This window comes from Cupriavidus sp. BIC8F (assembly GCF_032465815.1).
Lineage (GTDB): Bacteria > Pseudomonadota > Gammaproteobacteria > Burkholderiales > Burkholderiaceae > Cupriavidus > Cupriavidus necator.
The window spans coordinates 1457100-1474145 of record NZ_CP136094.1; the positions used below are offsets into that span (position 1 = coordinate 1457100).

17 protein-coding genes are annotated in these 17046 nt (G+C 68.0%); 15 read left to right on the forward strand and 2 right to left on the reverse strand.

What is annotated here, in order from left to right; all coding sequences use genetic code 11:
* Positions 1–2: 2 nt before the first annotated feature.
* The gene (gene gatC, locus RS901_RS06775; protein WP_035819367.1) at positions 3–302 is read right to left on the reverse strand and encodes an Asp-tRNA(Asn)/Glu-tRNA(Gln) amidotransferase subunit GatC; all 300 of its coding nucleotides are present in this window, start codon (positions 300–302) and stop codon (positions 3–5) included.
* A gap of 603 nt (positions 303–905) precedes the next feature.
* Here gatC and RS901_RS06780 point away from each other — a divergent pair.
* The 7 genes from RS901_RS06780 to RS901_RS06810 all read left to right on the forward strand — a co-directional run bounded on the left by RS901_RS06780 (position 906) and on the right by RS901_RS06810 (position 9009).
* A complete protein-coding gene (locus RS901_RS06780) occupies positions 906–1949 on the forward strand; it encodes a rod shape-determining protein (RefSeq protein WP_008648066.1) in 1044 nt (347 codons plus the stop codon).
* 196 nt (positions 1950–2145) lie between these two features.
* Positions 2146–3111 carry a rod shape-determining protein MreC gene (gene mreC / locus RS901_RS06785; RefSeq protein WP_316152258.1) on the forward strand — a complete coding sequence of 322 codons (966 nt, stop codon included), beginning with the start codon at positions 2146–2148 and terminating at the stop codon, positions 3109–3111.
* Positions 3108–3620 (forward strand): rod shape-determining protein MreD, encoded by a 513-nt coding sequence (gene mreD / locus RS901_RS06790; protein WP_316152260.1) that lies wholly within the window; start codon positions 3108–3110, stop codon positions 3618–3620. Before mreC ends, mreD begins: the two co-directional genes overlap by 4 nt.
* A 53-nt stretch (positions 3621–3673) precedes the next feature.
* Positions 3674–5980, forward strand: a complete 2307-nt coding sequence (gene mrdA / locus RS901_RS06795; protein WP_316152262.1) for a penicillin-binding protein 2 — start codon at positions 3674–3676, stop codon at positions 5978–5980.
* Positions 5981–5991: 11 nt separating this feature from the next.
* Entirely contained in the window at positions 5992–7134 is a 1143-nt protein-coding gene (gene rodA, locus RS901_RS06800) for a rod shape-determining protein RodA (protein ID WP_316152264.1), read from the forward strand.
* 89 nt (positions 7135–7223) lie between these two features.
* Positions 7224–7910 carry a DUF484 family protein gene (locus RS901_RS06805; RefSeq protein WP_010811484.1) on the forward strand — a complete coding sequence of 229 codons (687 nt, stop codon included), beginning with the start codon at positions 7224–7226 and terminating at the stop codon, positions 7908–7910.
* 25 nt (positions 7911–7935) lie between these two features.
* Complete coding sequence (locus tag RS901_RS06810; protein WP_316152266.1) at positions 7936–9009, forward strand: tyrosine recombinase XerC; 1074 nt, start codon at positions 7936–7938, stop codon at positions 9007–9009.
* Between the two features lies 1 nt (position 9010).
* On the opposite strand, the gene RS901_RS06815 is transcribed toward RS901_RS06810, so the two are convergent.
* Entirely contained in the window at positions 9011–9967 is a 957-nt protein-coding gene (locus tag RS901_RS06815) for a transcriptional regulator GcvA (protein ID WP_013955207.1), read from the reverse strand.
* Between the two features lie 248 nt (positions 9968–10215).
* Here RS901_RS06815 and RS901_RS06820 point away from each other — a divergent pair, with 248 nt between their 5' ends.
* The 8 genes from RS901_RS06820 to RS901_RS06855 all read left to right on the forward strand — a co-directional run bounded on the left by RS901_RS06820 (position 10216) and on the right by RS901_RS06855 (position 17037).
* Complete coding sequence (locus RS901_RS06820; protein WP_316152269.1) at positions 10216–10584, forward strand: DUF2917 domain-containing protein; 369 nt, start codon at positions 10216–10218, stop codon at positions 10582–10584.
* A gap of 170 nt (positions 10585–10754) precedes the next feature.
* A complete protein-coding gene (gene lipB, locus RS901_RS06825) occupies positions 10755–11510 on the forward strand; it encodes a lipoyl(octanoyl) transferase LipB (protein ID WP_316152271.1) in 756 nt (251 codons plus the stop codon).
* Positions 11511–11550: 40 nt separating this feature from the next.
* Positions 11551–12546 carry a lipoyl synthase gene (gene lipA, locus RS901_RS06830; RefSeq protein WP_316152273.1) on the forward strand — a complete coding sequence of 332 codons (996 nt, stop codon included), beginning with the start codon at positions 11551–11553 and terminating at the stop codon, positions 12544–12546.
* Positions 12547–12787: 241 nt separating this feature from the next.
* Entirely contained in the window at positions 12788–13435 is a 648-nt protein-coding gene (gene pxpB, locus RS901_RS06835; RefSeq protein WP_316152275.1) for a 5-oxoprolinase subunit PxpB, read from the forward strand.
* A complete protein-coding gene (locus RS901_RS06840; RefSeq protein WP_316152277.1) occupies positions 13432–14451 on the forward strand; it encodes a biotin-dependent carboxyltransferase family protein in 1020 nt (339 codons plus the stop codon). The genes pxpB and RS901_RS06840 overlap by 4 nt, the downstream gene beginning before the upstream one ends.
* Before the next feature lie 55 nt (positions 14452–14506).
* Positions 14507–15247: a 5-oxoprolinase subunit PxpA gene (gene pxpA / locus RS901_RS06845; protein WP_316152279.1), complete on the forward strand. Its 741-nt coding sequence runs from the start codon at positions 14507–14509 to the stop codon at positions 15245–15247.
* 100 nt (positions 15248–15347) lie between these two features.
* On the forward strand, positions 15348–16076 hold the full coding sequence (locus tag RS901_RS06850; protein WP_316152280.1) for a DUF969 domain-containing protein: 729 nt from the start codon (positions 15348–15350) through the stop codon (positions 16074–16076).
* 10 nt (positions 16077–16086) lie between these two features.
* The gene (locus RS901_RS06855) at positions 16087–17037 is read left to right on the forward strand and encodes a DUF979 domain-containing protein (protein WP_013955215.1); all 951 of its coding nucleotides are present in this window, start codon (positions 16087–16089) and stop codon (positions 17035–17037) included.
* Positions 17038–17046 lie beyond the last annotated feature (9 nt).

Here is a 17046-nt window from a genome sequence, read left to right on the forward strand (position 1 = left end):
GGTCATTCGATGACCTTGGGCACCAGGTACAGGCCGTCTTCGGTGGCCGGCGCGGGGCGCTGGTAGTCGGCGCGGCGGTCGGATTCGGTGACCACGTCCTCGCGCAGGCGCTGGACCATGTCGCGCACGGCAGACAGCGGGTGGGCCAGCGGCTCGATGCCGGTGGTGTCGACCGCCTGCATCTGCTCGACCAGCGAGAAAAAGTTGTTCAGCTGCGCAAGCGTCTGGGCGGCCTCGTCATCGCTGGTTTCGATGCGGGCCAGGTGGGCGATGCGCTTGACGTCGGATAGAGCGAGGGCCATGGCGTGGTGGTTCGGATGCTCGGATGCGGGGGGCGCGGGCTGCGCCGGCGGCTGGCTCATGGGGCGGCTGAGTCGCACGGCCCGTGGCCTGACCGGGGGCGCCGGAGTGGCGCCCCGGAGTCGTCGGAATTACAGGTATTTTCAGGCCGTAAACGCCCGAAGCAGCAGGAATTATAAGGTATCATTGCGAGTTACCGACCCTTGGCAACGCCTACGCCACATGGCCGCAAACCGGCCGCTGGCCGGCGCGCCTGCGCCTGGCATCCACAGGCGCCCGAAGGGCGAACCTGGGTCCTCTGATTAGGCCTCTGCAGCCGGCCAGCGCATGTCGCATGTCAACGACATCGTGCGCCGGTGCCTGCACATTTCCGCGAACTTTTCCGCGGGGTCTAATCAAAGGTTCCCGTAGGGCCGGCGCGCACGGTGCGCCGGCGGTGCCGTTCCCAATCCCATCCCGGCCCGGGCAGCCCCCGGTGCCGGACGGCGGGCGGACGGGGAAGCCGGGAACCATTCCGTATTCAACACAACGTATTTCGTGGCCGGACCGCCCGCGGTGCCGGCCGCTTCGCCTACCCGCGAACACCACCACAGACAGGATTCCTGATGTTCGGATTTCTCCGCAGCTACTTCTCCAACGACCTGGCGATCGACCTCGGCACCGCCAACACGCTGATCTACATGCGCGACAAGGGCATCGTGCTGGACGAGCCCTCGGTCGTCGCGATCCGCCAGGAAGGCGGTCCCAATGCCAAGAAGACCATCACGGCAGTGGGCAAGGAAGCCAAGCAGATGCTGGGCAAGGTGCCGGGCAATATCGAGGCGATCCGCCCGATGAAGGACGGCGTGATCGCCGACTTCACCGTCACCGAGCAGATGCTCAAGCAATTCATCAAGATGGTGCACGACAGCAAGCTGCTGCGCCCGAGCCCGCGCATCATCATCTGCGTGCCGTGCGGCTCGACCCAGGTCGAGCGCCGCGCCATCCGCGAATCGGCGCTGGGCGCCGGCGCCAGCCAGGTCTACCTGATCGAGGAGCCGATGTCGGCCGCGATCGGCGCCGGCCTGCCGGTGTCCGAGCCGTCGGGCTCGATGGTGGTGGATATTGGCGGCGGCACCACCGAGGTGGGCATCATCTCGCTGGGCGGCATGGTCTACAAGGGTTCGGTGCGCGTCGGCGGCGACAAGTTCGACGAGGCCATCGTCAACTACATCCGCCGCAACTACGGCATGCTGATCGGCGAACAGACCGCCGAAGCCATCAAGAAGGAAATCGGCTCGGCCTTCCCGGGCTCCGAAGTCCGCGAGATGGAAGTCAAGGGCCGCAACCTGTCCGAAGGCATCCCGCGCGCTTTCACGGTGTCGTCCAACGAAATCCTGGAAGCCCTGACCGATCCGCTCAACCAGATCGTGTCGGCGGTGAAGATCGCGCTGGAACAGACCCCGCCCGAACTGGGCGCCGACATCGCCGAGCGCGGCATGATGCTGACCGGCGGCGGCGCGCTGCTGCGCGACCTGGACCGCCTGCTGGCCGAAGAAACCGGCCTGCCGGTGCTGGTCGCCGAAGACCCGCTGACCTGCGTGGTGCGCGGCTCCGGCATGGCGCTGGAACGCATGGACAAGCTCGGCAGCATCTTCTCCTACGAGTAAGAAGGACGCTCACGTGGCGATGCGCGGCCTGCCGGATCCAGCGATCAGGGCGGCGTCGCGGCGCCTCACCCGCCGGGGCCAGGCCCCGGCAGCTCCCGCCGCCCGACCGTGCCGCTCCCGTCCCCGCAAGGGCCTCGGGCGTGGCACGGCGGGCGGCGGGGCGTTTCCGCGTGGGCTCCGGCCTTTGTTCGGGTAAATGGATTACTCCCCTCCGCCGCTCTTCAAGCAAGGCACCTCGGCAGTCGCCAGGCTGGTCCTGTACGTGGCCATCGCGCTGGCTTTGCTGGTGGTCGATGCCCGTTTCGACGCGCTCAGCGTGGGCCGGCAGGTTGCCGCCACGGTGCTGATGCCGGTCGAGCGCCTGGTGCTGACGCCGCGCGACGCGCTGCGCACGATGTTCGACTACGCGCAGTCGTCGGCGATGCTCGCCACCGAGAACCGCGAACTGCGCCAGAACGCCGTGCAGCAGGCCCAGGCATCAGTGCGCCAGGCGCAGCTGGAATCCGAGAACAACCAGCTGCGCAAGCTGCTCGGGCTGGCGCAGCAGTCGGCCACGCCGGTGACGGCCGCCGAGATCCTGTATGACGCGCGCGATCCCTACAGCCAGCGCATCGTGATCGACAAGGGCAGCCAGCACGGCCTGCGCGCCGGCTATCCGGTGATCGACGAGCGCGGCGTGGTGGGGCAGGTCACGCGCGTGTCGCCGTTCCAGTCCGAGGTGACGCTGCTGACCGACAAGGACCAGGCCATCCCCGTGCAGGTGGTGCGCAACGGCCTGCGCAGCGTGGCCTTCGGCGGCGCGCGCGCAGGCCAGCTGGACCTGCGCTTCATGGCCGCCGCCGCCGACCTGCAGCAGGGCGACCTGCTGGTGACCTCGGGCCTGGACGGCACCTACCCGCCGGGCCTGCCGGTGGCGAAGATCATCCATATCGAGCGCAAGGCCGATACCGCGTTCTCGCGCGTGTACTGCGAGCCGGTGGCCGGCGTGCGTGCGCACCGCCAGCTGCTGGTGGTGCGCTACGACGCGGCCATCCCCGCGCGGGAAACGGTCGAGGCCAAGCCGGAGGCGCCGGTCAGGGGCGCCAAGTCCGCCGCGGCGCGCGCAGCTGCCGACAGCGCGGCGGCTGCCAAGGCCGCGCCCGCCAAGGAGGCACCACGGTGACCAATCCCCAATACCTGCTGCGGCCGGTCAATCCCGCCTTTATTGCCTTCAGCTTCGTGCTGGCGTTCCTGTTCAACCTGATGCCCTGGGGCACCACGCTGTGGATCCCCGACATGGTGGCGCTGGTGCTGGTGTTCTGGAACATCCACCAGCCGCGCAAGGTGGGCATGGGCGTGGCCTTCCTGCTGGGCCTGCTGATGGACGTGCACGATGCCCGGCTGCTGGGCGAGCACGCGCTGGCCTACACCCTGCTGGCCTACTTTGCCATCACCATCCACCGCCGCGTGCTGTGGTTCACCGTCTATACCCAGGCGCTGCACGTGCTGCCGCTGCTGTTCATCGTGCACGCGGTGCCGGTGCTGATTCGGCTGGCCATGGGCGCGCCGCTGCCGGGCTGGCAACTGTTGCTGGCGCCGGCGATCGAGGCGCTGCTGTGGCCGCTGGCCACCAGCCTGCTGCTGGCGCCGCAGCGCCGTTCGAGCGACGTCGACGAGACGCGGCCGATCTGACGCCGCACGCACCTGACCGCACCTAAACGCTCATCCCTGGCCAACGCAGTACCATGACCGAAATCCGCAACGTCGAACTGGAAATCGGCCGCTTCCGCATCCGCGTGGCGGCCGCGGCCCTGTTCACGGTGATCTGCTTTGGCCTGCTGTTCACGCGCTTCCTGTGGCTGCAGTGGTACAAGCATGACCAGTACTCGGCCAAGGCCGAGGACAACCGCATCTCGGTGGCGCCGATCGAGCCCAACCGCGGCATCATCATGGACCGCAACGGGCTCGTGCTGGCGCGCAATTATTCGGCGTACACGCTGGAGATCACGCCGTCCAAGCTGACCGATACGCTGGACAACACCATCGAAGGCCTGTCCGGGCTGGTGGATATCCAGCCGCGCGACCGGCGCCGCTTCAAGCGGCTGATGGAAGAGTCGCGCAGCTTTGAAAGCCTGCCGATCCGCAGCCAGCTGAGCGACGAGGAAGTGGCGCGCTTTTCCGCGCAGCGCTTTCGCTTCCCGGGCGTGGACGTGCGCGCGCGGCTGTTCCGCCAGTACCCGCTGGGCGAGTCGGCTTCGCATGTGATCGGCTACCTGGGCCGCATCTCGCAGCGCGACCAGGAACGCATCGAGGCCATGGACGAGGCCAACGATGCCGACGGCGCCAGGTATGATCCGCGCAAGGATGCCGACAACTACAAGGGCTCCAACTACATCGGCAAGATCGGCCTGGAGCAGAGTTACGAGACCGAGCTGCACGGCCTGACCGGGTTCGAGGAAGTGGAAGTGAGCGCGGGCGGGCGCCCGATCCGCACGCTGTCCACGTCGCCCGCCACGCCCGGCAACAACCTGATCCTGTCGCTGGATATCCGCCTGCAGCAGCTGGCCGAGGCGCTCTACGGCGACCGCCGCGGCGCGCTGGTGGCGATCGAGCCGTCCACCGGCGACATCCTGGCCTTTGTCTCCAAGCCTACCTTCGACCCCAACCTGTTCGTCGAAGGCATTGACTCCAACACCTGGGGCGAGCTCAACAACTCGCCAGACAAGCCGCTGCTGAACCGGCCGCTGCGCGGCACCTATCCGCCGGGCTCCACCTACAAGCCGTTCATGGCGCTGGCGGCGCTGACCACCGGCAAGCGCACCGCGGCGTGGGGCATGCACGACCCGGGCTCCTTCACGCTGGGCAACCACACCTTCCGCGACGACAAGCCGGGCGGGCATGGCTGGGTCGACATGCACAGTTCGATCGTGCAGTCGTGCGACACCTATTACTACGCGCTGGCGCGCGACATGGGCGTCAATGGCATCCACGACTTCATGAAACCCCTGGGCTTCGGCCAGATCACCGGCATCGACATCGAGGGCGAAAGCCGCGGCATCCTGCCGTCGACTGAATGGAAGCGCAAGGCCTACCGCAAGCCCGAGCAGCAGAAGTGGTACGACGGCGAAACCATCTCGCTGGGCATCGGGCAGGGCTACAACAGCTTCACCATCCTGCAGCTGGCGCAGGCCACCTCGGTCATCGTCAACAACGGCAGCGTGATGAAGCCCCACCTGGTCAAGGCCGTGGAAGACGCGGTCACGCGCAAGCGCACGCTGACGGTGCCCAAGGAAAGCTATCACATTCCGCTCAAGCAGGCCGATATCGACGTGATCAAGCGCGCCATGGTGGCGGTGACGCACTCCGGCACGGCCGCGCGCGCGTTCGCCGGTGCGGCCTATGAATCGGCGGGCAAGACCGGCACGGCGCAGACCTACAGCCTGGGCAAGGGCGAGAAGTACAACCACCACGCGCTGGACGAGCGCAAGCGCGACCACTCGCTGTACACGGCCTTCGCACCCGCCGACAACCCCAGGATCGCGATTGCGCTGATCGTCGAGAACGCCGGCTTCGGCGCCGCGGTGGCCGCGCCGATCGCGCGCAAGGTGATGGATTACTACCTGACCGGCAAATGGCCAGCAGAGCTCGAAGCCATCGCGCCGCCGGAAGCCGAGCGCACGGCGGGCCGCCCGCCGGTGGCCACGCCGAGCGTGTTTACCACCGGCCAGACCGCCAGCATCGCCAGCGCTACCGTGATGTCGGGCGGCAGCGCACCGGCCAGCGGCGCGGCCGCCAGCGCGGTGGCCGCGGCCTCGGGCGCGCACGCCGCGGCGTCTGACGCGATCGCGGCGGCGCTGGACCCGGCCGCGATCGCACCGGCCTCGGCCGTGCAGACGCTGGATGAACGCATGCTGCAGGCGCTGGGCCACAGCAAGCCGAAGGTGCCGCCGCCGGCTTCCGCGCCGGTCGTGCCGGCCAAGGCGCCCGCGCCCAAACCACGCGTCAAGCCCGTGGCTGCCAAGGCAGCCAGCGGTGCCGACGCCACTCGCTGAAGGAGACGCGCATGGATCGACGCCGCGTCCTGTCCCTGATCAAGACCGCGCTGACCGGTTTTGACAAACCACTCTCGCTGATCGTCTTCCTGCTGTTCGCCACCGGCATCGTGGCGCTGTACTCGGCCGCCATCGACATGCCGGGCCGGGTCGAGGACCAGCTGCGCAATATCCTGCTGTCTTATGTGGTGATGATCGTGATCGCCTACCTGCCCACGCAGACGCTGATGCGGGTGGCTGTGCCGATCTACACGGTCGGGGTGGCACTGCTGATCGCGGTGGCCATGTTCGGCCTGATCCGCAAGGGCGCGCGGCGCTGGCTCTATGTCGGCATGGTGATTCAGCCGTCCGAGATCATGAAGATCTCGATGCCGCTGATGCTGGCGTGGTACTTCCAGAAGCGTGAGGGCGTGGTCAGGTGGTTCGACTTCGTGGTGGCGCTGGTGCTGCTGCTGATCCCGGTCGGCCTGATCGCCAAGCAGCCCGACCTGGGCACGGCGCTGCTGGTGATGGCCGCGGGTGTGTACGTGATCTATTTCGCGGGCCTGTCGTGGAAGCTGATCCTGCCGCTGCTGGGGCTGCTGGTGGTGGCGGTCACGCTGCTGATCACGTTCCAGAACGATATGTGCGCGCCGGGCGTGAACTGGCCGGTGCTGCACGACTACCAGCAACACCGCATCTGCACGCTGCTGGACCCGACCAGCGATCCGCTGGGCAAGGGCTTCCACACGATCCAGTCGATCATCGCCATCGGCTCCGGCGGGGTCGAGGGCAAGGGCTGGCTCAAGGGCACGCAGACGCACCTGGAGTTCATCCCGGAAAAGCACACCGACTTTATCTTCGCCGTGTACTCGGAAGAGTTCGGCCTGATCGGCAATGCGGTGCTGCTGGTGCTGTACCTGCTGCTGATCTTCCGCGGCCTGTTTATCGCGGCCAATGCGCCGACGCTGTTCTCGCGGCTGCTGGCGGGATCGATCACGCTGATCTTCTTCACCTACGCCTTCGTCAACATGGGCATGGTCAGCGGCATCCTGCCGGTGGTGGGCGTGCCGCTGCCGCTGATGAGCTATGGCGGCACCGCGCTGGTGACGCTGGGCGCGGGCATCGGCATCCTGATGAGTATTTCGCGGCAGAAGCGGCTGATCCAGACGTAGCGCAGCCGGCGTAAAAAGGGGGCCACGGCTGTGCCGACGGCCCCCTTTGCTAAACTGCCACCCACTTTACCTCTACCGGTCCACGCTCCATGAACGCCCAAGACGTTGCCGCCTACCTGCAGAGCCACCCCGAATTCTTCGAAGAACACGCCGAACTGCTGGCCGCGGTGCAGCTTACCAGCCCGCACAGCCACCGCGCCGTGTCGCTGCAGGAACGCCAGATGGAAATCCTGCGCGAGAAGAACAAGGGCCTTGAGCTGCGCCTGGCGGACCTGGTCCGCCACGGCCATGACAACGACCGCACCCAGCAGCGCATGCATGCATGGCAGCTGCGCCTGCTGGCCGAAGCCGATTCGCATGCGCTGCCCTATGCGGTGCAGGACGGCCTGCAGCAGGTGTTCGACGTGCCGGCGGTGGCGCTCAGGCTGTGGGACGTCGCCGAGCAATACGTCCATATGGAAGTGGCGCAGGGCGCCAGCGAAGACCTGCGCATCTTTGCCGAAGGCCTGCGTGCGCCGTACTGTGGCAGCAACGGCGGCTTCGAGGCGGCGGGGCTGCTGGAGCGCGACGATATCACCTCGCTGGCAATGGTGACGCTGCGCGTGCCGGTGCGTGCCGGTGATGCCGAGGCCGGTGCTGACGTGCGCGGCGCGGCCTTTGGCCTGCTGGTGCTGGGCTCGCCCGATCCGCGCCGCTTCCACGAAGGCATGGGCACCGCCTACCTGTCGCAGATCGGCGAAGTCGCTGGCGCCGCGCTGCACCGGCTGCGCGACTGAGGCGCGGCGGCCCACGCCTGACGCCATGACTGCACGCCGGCCGCCCCGCAGCGTGGTTGCGGAAATCGCGCCTGCCAGCGACAGCCCGCCGCCGGCACCCGAGCCGCTGGTCACGCACTACCTGGACTGGCTGCGCGGCAGCCGCAAGCTGGCCGGGCACACGCTGACCAGCTACAGCCGCGACCTGCGCGTGCTGCAGGAGCACGCGGCGCGCTATGCGCCCGGCGTGGCCCTGCTGGCACTGCAGACCCACCATATCCGCAACTTTGCCGCGCGGCTGCATGGCGCCGGGCTGGTCGGCACCAGCATCGCGCGCACATTGTCGGCCTGGCGCGGTTTCTTCCAGTGGGCGGCGCGCCACGGCCACGGCGTCACGGTGAACCCGGTCGACGGCGTGCGCGCGCCGCGCTCGGGCCACGCGCTGCCCAAGGCGCTGTCGGTCGAGCACGCGGTGGCGCTGGTTGCGCATCCTGCCGGCACGGATGCCCAGGCACTGCGCGACCACGCGGTCTATGAGCTGTTCTATTCAAGCGGGCTGCGGCTGTCCGAGCTGGTGCAGCTGGACCTGCGCTATGCCGATGCCGACGGCTACCGCTCCAGCGGCTGGCTCGACCTGGCCGGGGCGGAAGTCACCGTGACCGGCAAGGGTTCGCGCCAGCGCTCGGTGCCGGTCGGCAGCAAGGCCGTCGAGGCGCTGCGCGCCTGGCTGGCGGTGCGCGACACGCTGCTGCGCCCAGGCGCCTTGCCGGAAGATGCGCACGCCCTGTTCCTCGGCCCGCGCGGGCGGCGCCTGTCGATGCGCACAGTGCAGTTGCGGCTCAAGCAACAGGCGCTGCGCGCCGGCGTGCCGGCCGATGTGCATCCGCATATGCTGCGGCATTCGTTTGCCACCCACGTGCTGCAGTCGTCGGGCGACCTGCGCGCGGTGCAGGAGATGCTGGGCCATGCCAGCATCTCGACCACGCAGGTCTATACCGCGCTGGATTTCCAGCACCTGGCGAAGGTCTACGACAAGGCCCATCCGCGGGCCGGCCGGGCGCGCGCCAAGCCGGACGCGGCCGCCGATCCTGCTGCCTCCGACGAAGCGTCGGAAGACTAGTTCATTCCCACTGCGCCAGCACCTCGCGGAAGCGCTCGATCTCGGGCAGCAGCCAGCCGCGGAACGCCTGCACCTTGGGCAGGTTCAATGAGCCCGGCGCGCATACGAAGTACAGCAGCCAGGGGCAGGCGATGCTGACATCGAACAGCCGCACCACGCGCCCGGCCAGCAGGTCGTTGTAGGCCAGCGAGGAACGGATCAGCGCAATGCCCTGGCCTTCGGATGCGGCCTGCAGCAGCAGCGAGGAATCTTCCAGCAGCAGCCCCTTGCGCGGTTCCGGCCAGTCCAGCCCGGCGGCCTCGAACCACGGCTTCCACGGATCGCCCTCGCCGCGCAGCAGCGGCAGGCCGGCCATGTCCTGCGGCCGCTCTGGCAGGCGGCCGCCATTGAAGCCGGGGCTGCAGACCGGGAAGAAGACGTCGTCCAGCAGCCGTTCCACATACAGGCCGGGATAGTCGCCGCTGCCCATGCGCAGCGCGATATCGACTTCCTCATGCGCAAAGTTGACCAGCGTGTTCGACGACAGCAGCTCGACATCCAGCTCCGGGTGGCGCTCAATAAAGCTGCCGATGCGCGGCGTCAGCCAGCGCGCGGCAAACGACGGCATGGTGCTGATGGTCAGGCGCTTGTCGCGGTTGCCGGCCTGCAGCGCGCGCGTGGCATCGGCGATCTGCAGCAGCGCGTCGCGCACGCGCTCGGCATAGAGGCGCCCCGACGGCGTCAGCGCGACGCGCTTGCCGTGGCGCTCGAACAGCGGCATGCCCAGTTCTTCTTCCAGCGCGCGGATCTGGTGGCTGACCGCGCCGTGCGTGACAAACAGCTCCGTGGCCGCGCGCGAAAAGCTCTCATGCCGCGCCGCGGCCTCGAAGGCGCGCAGCGCGGTCAGCGCCGGCAGGCGCGGCAGCTCGCGGTGCCAGCCGCGCGGCAGGTCCTTTTCCCAGGCGCTCTTCCAGGCCATGGTGGTCTCCAGGCGGTCGTGTGTATGTGAGTTTGTCTAACAAGAACAAAGAAAATATATCGTTTTGATAGTGGTCGGGCAATCACTAATATTCCATCACCGGCCCCCGCAGTACTTATTTACTTCACGGCGATATTCGTAGGATTTAACTGGCCTGGTCCCCTTGCCGGGCCAGTTCCGGTGCCCCGCCGCGAATTTGTACCGCGTCTGGCGTATTCCCGCCGAGGCCGGCTGAACGGAGAACCACCATGAAAACCGTGCTCACAACGACCGTGTTCACACTGAATCCTGGCGAAGTCACCACGCTGTCGGTGCATGCTGCCCAGCGCCTGCATGTCGAAGAGGCCCGCGGCACCGACGTATGGCTGACCCGCGAGAAAGATTCAGAGGACTACTGGCTGCGTTGTGGCGGCAGCCTGCTGCTGCGTTCGGGTGACGAGGTGGTGCTGAGTGTAGACCCGCGTGCGCTGCACCCGGTGCGCCTCGCCCTGATCGCGGAAGCGCGCCGCCCGGCGCTGGCGCTGGCTGACGTGCCGCACCTGGTGTACCGCAGCCTGCGTCGCCTGGTTCGAGGCACGGAGTGGACGCCCAACCAGGACCGGGTCACCGCAGCCTGAGACGGAGGCTGGCGGGGCATCGTCCGCATCACATCGCGAGCGCGGGCATCTTCGCCTGGTCTGGTCGCGTGACGCATCGGACGATTTCCGCCGGACCACGCCCTGAGCGGGCAACAGAAGTGACCGAGACAGGGCCGGCGCAAGCCGGCCCTTTTCGTTACACTCTCGCCATGCATCCGATTCAAGTCATCGAACGCGGCCGCGAGGACTATCAGCCGTGTTTCGACGCGATGCGCGCCTTCACCGCCGCACGCACGCCCGAGACGCCCGACCAGGTCTGGCTGGTCGAGCATCCGCCGGTCTACACCCTGGGCCAGGCGGGCGACCCCGCGCACCTGCTGGCCCCGGACGACCAGATTCCCGTCGTGCAGATCGATCGTGGCGGGCAGATCACATATCACGGTCCCGGCCAGGTCGTGGCCTACCTGTTGCTCGATCTGCGCCGTCGCCGCCTGATGGTGCGCGAGCTGGTGCACGGCATCGAGCAGGCGGTGCTGGACACGCTCGCGGCGTATAATCTCGCAGCCGAACGCAAGCCCGGCGCCCCCGGCATCTACCTGTCCGACGGGCCGCACCAGGGCGCCAAGATTGCCGCGCTCGGCCTCAAGATCCGCAACGGCTGCAGCTACCACGGCGTCAGCCTCAACGTGCAGATGGACCTGTCGCCGTTCCTGCGCATCAATCCCTGCGGCTATGCCGGGCTGGAAACAGTCGACATGGCCAGCGCGGGCGCCACCTTCGCGGCGGCGGATGCCAACGGCGCCCCCTTGCCCGTGACCGCGGCACAACAACCGGAAATCGCACAGCGCCTGGCGGCAGCATTGTGCGAGGTGCTGGCAGCGCATGAAGTCCGCGCGCTGGCTGCCGAAGGAACTGCTGCCCCGGCTGAAGCGAAGCAGCCGGGTGAGACGGCCCTGGCCTCCTAGTCAAAAGCGAAATGCACGCTGAGCGCGTGCGGAGAAATGTATGAGCGACGCCCTGATCGCCACTTCCAGCGAAGCCCCGCAGTCCCCCGCGGAGCAGTATGACCCGACCCGCAAGCAGAAGTCGGCCGACAAGACCGCACGCATCCCCATCAAGATCGTGCCGGCCGAAAAGCTCAAGAAGCCAGACTGGATCCGCGTGAAGGCCGCCACTGGCAGCTCACGCTTCTACGAGATCAAGGACATCCTGCGCGCCAACAACCTGGTGACGGTGTGCGAGGAAGCCAGCTGCCCCAATATCGGCGAGTGCTTCGGCAAGGGCACGGCTACCTTCATGATCATGGGCGACAAGTGCACGCGCCGCTGCCCGTTCTGCGACGTGGGCCACGGCCGCCCCGATCCGCTGGACGTGAATGAGCCGGGCAACCTGGCCCGCACCATCGCCCAGCTCAAGCTGAACTACGTCGTGATCACCAGCGTCGACCGCGACGACCTGCGTGACGGCGGCGCCCAGCACTATGTCGACTGCATCTCGCAGACGCGCGAGCTGTCGCCCGTTACCCGCATCGAAGTGCTGGTGCCCGACTTCCGTGGCCGCCTGGACAAGGCGCTCGACATCCTGCAGGCGTGCCCGCCGGACGTGATGAACCACAATATGGAAACCGTGCCGCGCCTGTACAAGCAGGCCCGCCCGGGCGCGGACTATGCGCACTCGCTCAAGCTGCTGCAGGAATTCAAGCGCCGCAACCCCAACGTGCCGACCAAGTCCGGCCTGATGGTGGGCCTGGGCGAGACCGACGAGGAAATCCTCGAGGTCATGCGCGACATGCGCGCCCACGACATCGACATGCTGACCATCGGCCAGTACCTGGCGCCGTCGAACCACCACCTGCCGGTGCTGCGCTACGTGCATCCCGACACCTTCAAGATGTTCGAGGAAGAGGCCTACAAGATGGGCTTCACTCACGCTGCGGTGGGCGCGATGGTGCGCAGTTCGTACCACGCAGACCAGCAGGCGCATCAGGCGGGGTTTGCCTGAACGACAGCGCTGCACACTGATCGAGCCGAGACGGCCGGGATTTCCCGGCCGTTTTTCTTTTGTGCCCAGCCATGGTGCAGCCGGTCGCAGTGGCCCTTGCGCCCCTAGGGTCTATCCTGACTGTTTCTCCTCGTCTCATTTCGATATGATGAATTCATCGATAAATTATCGATGAAATACAAGTACATCACATTCCGGCTTGGCTGCCTAAACTGGTAGCAAGTGAGCTACCGGGAATCCCATGAACTGCACCGTCCACCGACTCGCCGAGCAGGCGCTGCTGTACAGCGTGGCTCCCCCCGCCTCGCTCGAAGTCCAGCGCCGCATCTGGGCGATGGCTGCCCGGGCAGCTGACTGGCGCGGGGTGGTTGACGTGGTGCCGGGCATGAACAACCTGACCGTGATTTTCGACGGCAGCGCCGACGTGGACGCGCTGGAGCGCAACCTGAAGCTCGCGTGGGCCTCCGGCGAGACGCGCAATGCGACCGGAAAGCTGGTGGAGATCCCGGTTCGCTATGGCGGCGAGCATGGCCCGGACCTGGGCGATGTGGCGGCCCACACCGGGCTGACGCCGCAGGATGTGGTGCGCCGCCACGCTGCCGGCGAGTACGTCGTCTACTTCCTGGGCTTCCAGCCCGGTTTCGCCTATATGGGCGGCCTGGCGCCGGAGCTGGCCACGCCGCGCCGGCGTGAGCCGCGCGTGGCGGTGCCGGCCGGGTCGGTCGGCATTGGCGGCGAGCAGACCGGGATCTATCCGGCGGTGCTGCCGGGCGGCTGGCAGCTGATCGGGCGCACCGACGCCGAGCTCTTCGTGGCGGACCGGGATCCGCCGTCCCTGTTTGCGCCCGGCGATACCGTGCGCTTTGTTGCCGAGGAAGTCATCGCGTGATCGAAATCATTCGTCCCGGCGCGCTCGCCTCGGTGCAGGACCTGGGCCGTACCGGCTTTCGCCGTTTTGGCGTCGGCCGTTGCGGGGCGATGGACATGCTGGCGGTAGAAGTCGGCAACCGCCTGCTTGGCAATGCGCCGGGCTGCGCCGCCATTGAATTCACGCTGGGCCGCGCCGCGCTGCGCTTCCATGCCGATATGCGCGTGGCGCTGGCCGGTGCCGAATGCGGCGCCAACCTCGACGGCGTGCCGGTGTGGTCGTGGCATGCCTTTGACGTGCACAAGGGCGAGACGCTGACGCTGCCGTCGACTCGCGGCGGCACGCGCGTGTACCTGTGCGTTGCGGGCGGCATCGACGTCGAGCCGGTGATGGGTTCGCGCAGCACCGACCTGAAGTCAGGCTTTGGCGGGCTGGGCGGGCGCGCGCTGCAGGAAGGCGACCGCCTGGCGGCGGGGCGCCCGGGGCTGGTGGCCGAGACCGACTGGATTGGCGTGCAGGCGCCGGCGTGGGCGCTGCCCGCCAGCATCGAGGGCAAGGCCACGCCGGTCCGGATGCTGCCGGGGCCTGAATATGAGGACTTCGACGCGGCCTCGCAGGCCGCGCTGTGGCAGGCCGACTGGACCGTCACCCCCAACAGCAACCGCATGGGGCTGCGCCTGAACGGGCCCGCGCTGGCGCGGCGCGCCGAGCGCAGCGCCGACCTGCTGTCGCATGGCGTGGTGCCGGGCGTGATGCAGGTGCCGCCGGGCGGCCAGCCGATCGCGCTGATGGCCGATGCGCAAACCACCGGCGGCTATCCCAAGATCGGCGTGGTGATCGGCGCGGACCTGTGGCGGCTGGCGCAGGTGCCGCTGGGTGCGCCGGTGCGTTTCGTGCAGGTGACGCTGGCGCAGGCAGAGGCGGCGCAGGCCGAGCTGGAGCGCTACCTGCGCCAGATCGACCAGGCGCTGCGGTGGCAGGGTGATGGCATGCCCATCGGCGCGCGGCGGCGCGCACACACGCGCGTGGCCGCATAGGCGCGCACGCGCAACAGCAATCGGGCGACGCAATGCGCCGCACAGGAGAATGGCAATGCATATCGATTTGAACGCCGACCTTGGCGAAGGCTGTGACAACGACGAGGCGCTGCTGGCGCTGATCAGTTCGGCCAACATCGCATGCGGCTGGCACGCGGGCGACGCGGCCACGATGGTGCGGACGGTGAAGTGGGCGCTGGAGCGCGGCGTGGCGATCGGGGCGCACCCGAGCTACCCCGACCGCGAGAACTTCGGCCGCACCGAGATGCAGCGCGACCCGGAAGCCGTCTACGCCGACGTGCTGTACCAGATCGGCGCGCTCGACGCGATCGTGCGCGCGCAGGGCGGCGAGCTGCATCACGTCAAGCCGCATGGTGCGCTGTACAACCAGGCCGTGCGCGATCCGGCGCTGGCCCGCGCGATCGTGCGCGCGGTGCGCGACTTCGATGCCGACCTGGTGTTCTTCGGCCTGGCCGGCAGCCAGATGATCGATATCGCCAAAGCGGCCGGCCTGCGCGTCAAGCAGGAGGTCTTTGCCGACCGCGGCTACAACCCCGACGGCACGCTGGTCAAGCGCGGCACGCCGGGCGCGCTGCATGAGGACGAGGAAGTCGCCCTGAACCAGACCCTGACCATGGTGCGCGAGAAACGCGTGCGCGCCATCGACGGCACCTGGGTACCGATTCAAGCCGAAACCGTGTGTCTGCACGGCGACGGCGCCCACGCGCTGGCCTTTGCGCGCCGCATCCGGGAACGGCTGGGCGCGGAAGGCATCGCGGTCCGCGCCGGCGACTGAGCACTCCGTCTCAACCGCCAGCATCCACTGCGGCCGGCCCCGTCGTGCGGTAAGACGGCTGTCGTCCGCTCGCCTCCATCACACTCGTTTGGTGTCTCTTATGGAACAGGCAGTCAATCTCTGGCCCCTTGTCGGGGTCGGCGTCATCATCATCGGCTTCGTGCTGCGCTTCAATCCCATGCTGGTGGTGGTGCTCGCCGCGCTGGCCACGGGGCTGGCCGCACCGATGCCGCTGATGCAGATCTTCTCGGCGATCGGCACCGCCTTCGTCAAGGCGCGCAACCTGCCGCTGATCATCCTGCTGCCGCTGGCCGTGATCGGCCTCCTGGAGCGGCACGGGCTGCGCGAGCATGCGCAGGCATGGATTGCGCGCATCGCGTCGGCCACGGTTGGCCGCCTGCTGATCGTCTACCTGGGCGTGCGCGAGCTGACCGCCGCGATCGGCCTGACCAGCCTGGGCGGGCACCCGCAGATGGTGCGCCCGCTGCTGGCGCCGATGGCCGAGGGCGCGGCCGAGAACCGCTTCGGCCACCTGCCCGAGCCGGTGCGCCAGCGCATCCTGGCGTTCTGCGCCGCCACCGACAATGTGGGCCTGTTCTTTGGCGAGGACATCTTCGTGGCCTTCGGGGCGATCGCGCTGATGCACACCTTCCTGCTGTCGTCGAATATCGACGTGGAGCCGCTGCATATTGCCGTGTGGGGCATCCCCACCGCGATCTGCGCCTTCCTGATCCACGCCGTGCGCCTGAAGCGCCTGGACCGCTGGCTCGAGCGCGAGCTGGGCGGCAAGGCCGCCGCGGCCGCCGCGCCTGCCAAGAGCGCCGAGTAAGGAGCACGCCATGATCATTTCCATCGAATATCTCTACTGGCTCGCCGGACTGGTGCTGGCGATCACCGCGCTGATGACCTTCGCCGACCGCGAGCATCCGCGCCGCCTCAGCACCGGCCTGTTCTGGCTGCTGTACGCGATCGTATTTCTGATTGGCGACCGGCTGCCGCCGGCCGCGGTCGGCATCGGCGCGGTGGTGATGGCGCTGATTGCGGGCTTTGGCGGCGTCGGCCACGGCAAGCACCACAGCCTGCCCGAGGAAGAACGCCGCGCCAGCGCGCGCCGCCTGGGCAACAAGCTGTTCATCCCGGCGCTGCTGATCCCGCTGGTGACCGTGATCGGCACCATGCTGTTCAAGAACGTCAAGATCGCCGGCCTGCCGCTGCTCGATCCCAAGAACGTGACCTTTGTCTCGCTGGGGATCGGCTGCCTGATCTCGCTGGCGGTGGTGTGCTGGCTCACGCGCGACACCGTGGCGCAGGGCCTGCGCGAGTCGCGCCGGCTGACCGAGTCGCTGGGCTGGGCACTGGTGTTGCCGCAGATGCTGGCGATGCTGGGCCTGGTGTTCGCCGACGCGGGCGTGGGCAAGGCCGTGGCGCACCTGTCCACCGCCTATATCAACATGGACTACAAGCTGGTGGCGGTGGCGGTCTACTGCGTGGGCATGGCGCTGTTCACGGTGATCATGGGCAATGGCTTCGCGGCCTTCCCGGTGATGACCGGCGGCGTGGGCGTGCCGATCCTGGTCGGCATGTTCGGCGGCAACCCGGCGGTGATGGCGGCGATCGGCATGTTCTCGGGCTATTGCGGCACGCTGATGACGCCGATGGCGGCCAACTTCAATATCGTGCCGGCGGCGCTGCTGGAACTCGACGACAAGAACGCCGTGATCCGCGCGCAGGTGCCGACCGCGCTGGCGATCCTGGTGGCCAATATCGCGCTGCTGTACTTCCTGATGTAACTGCGGAGC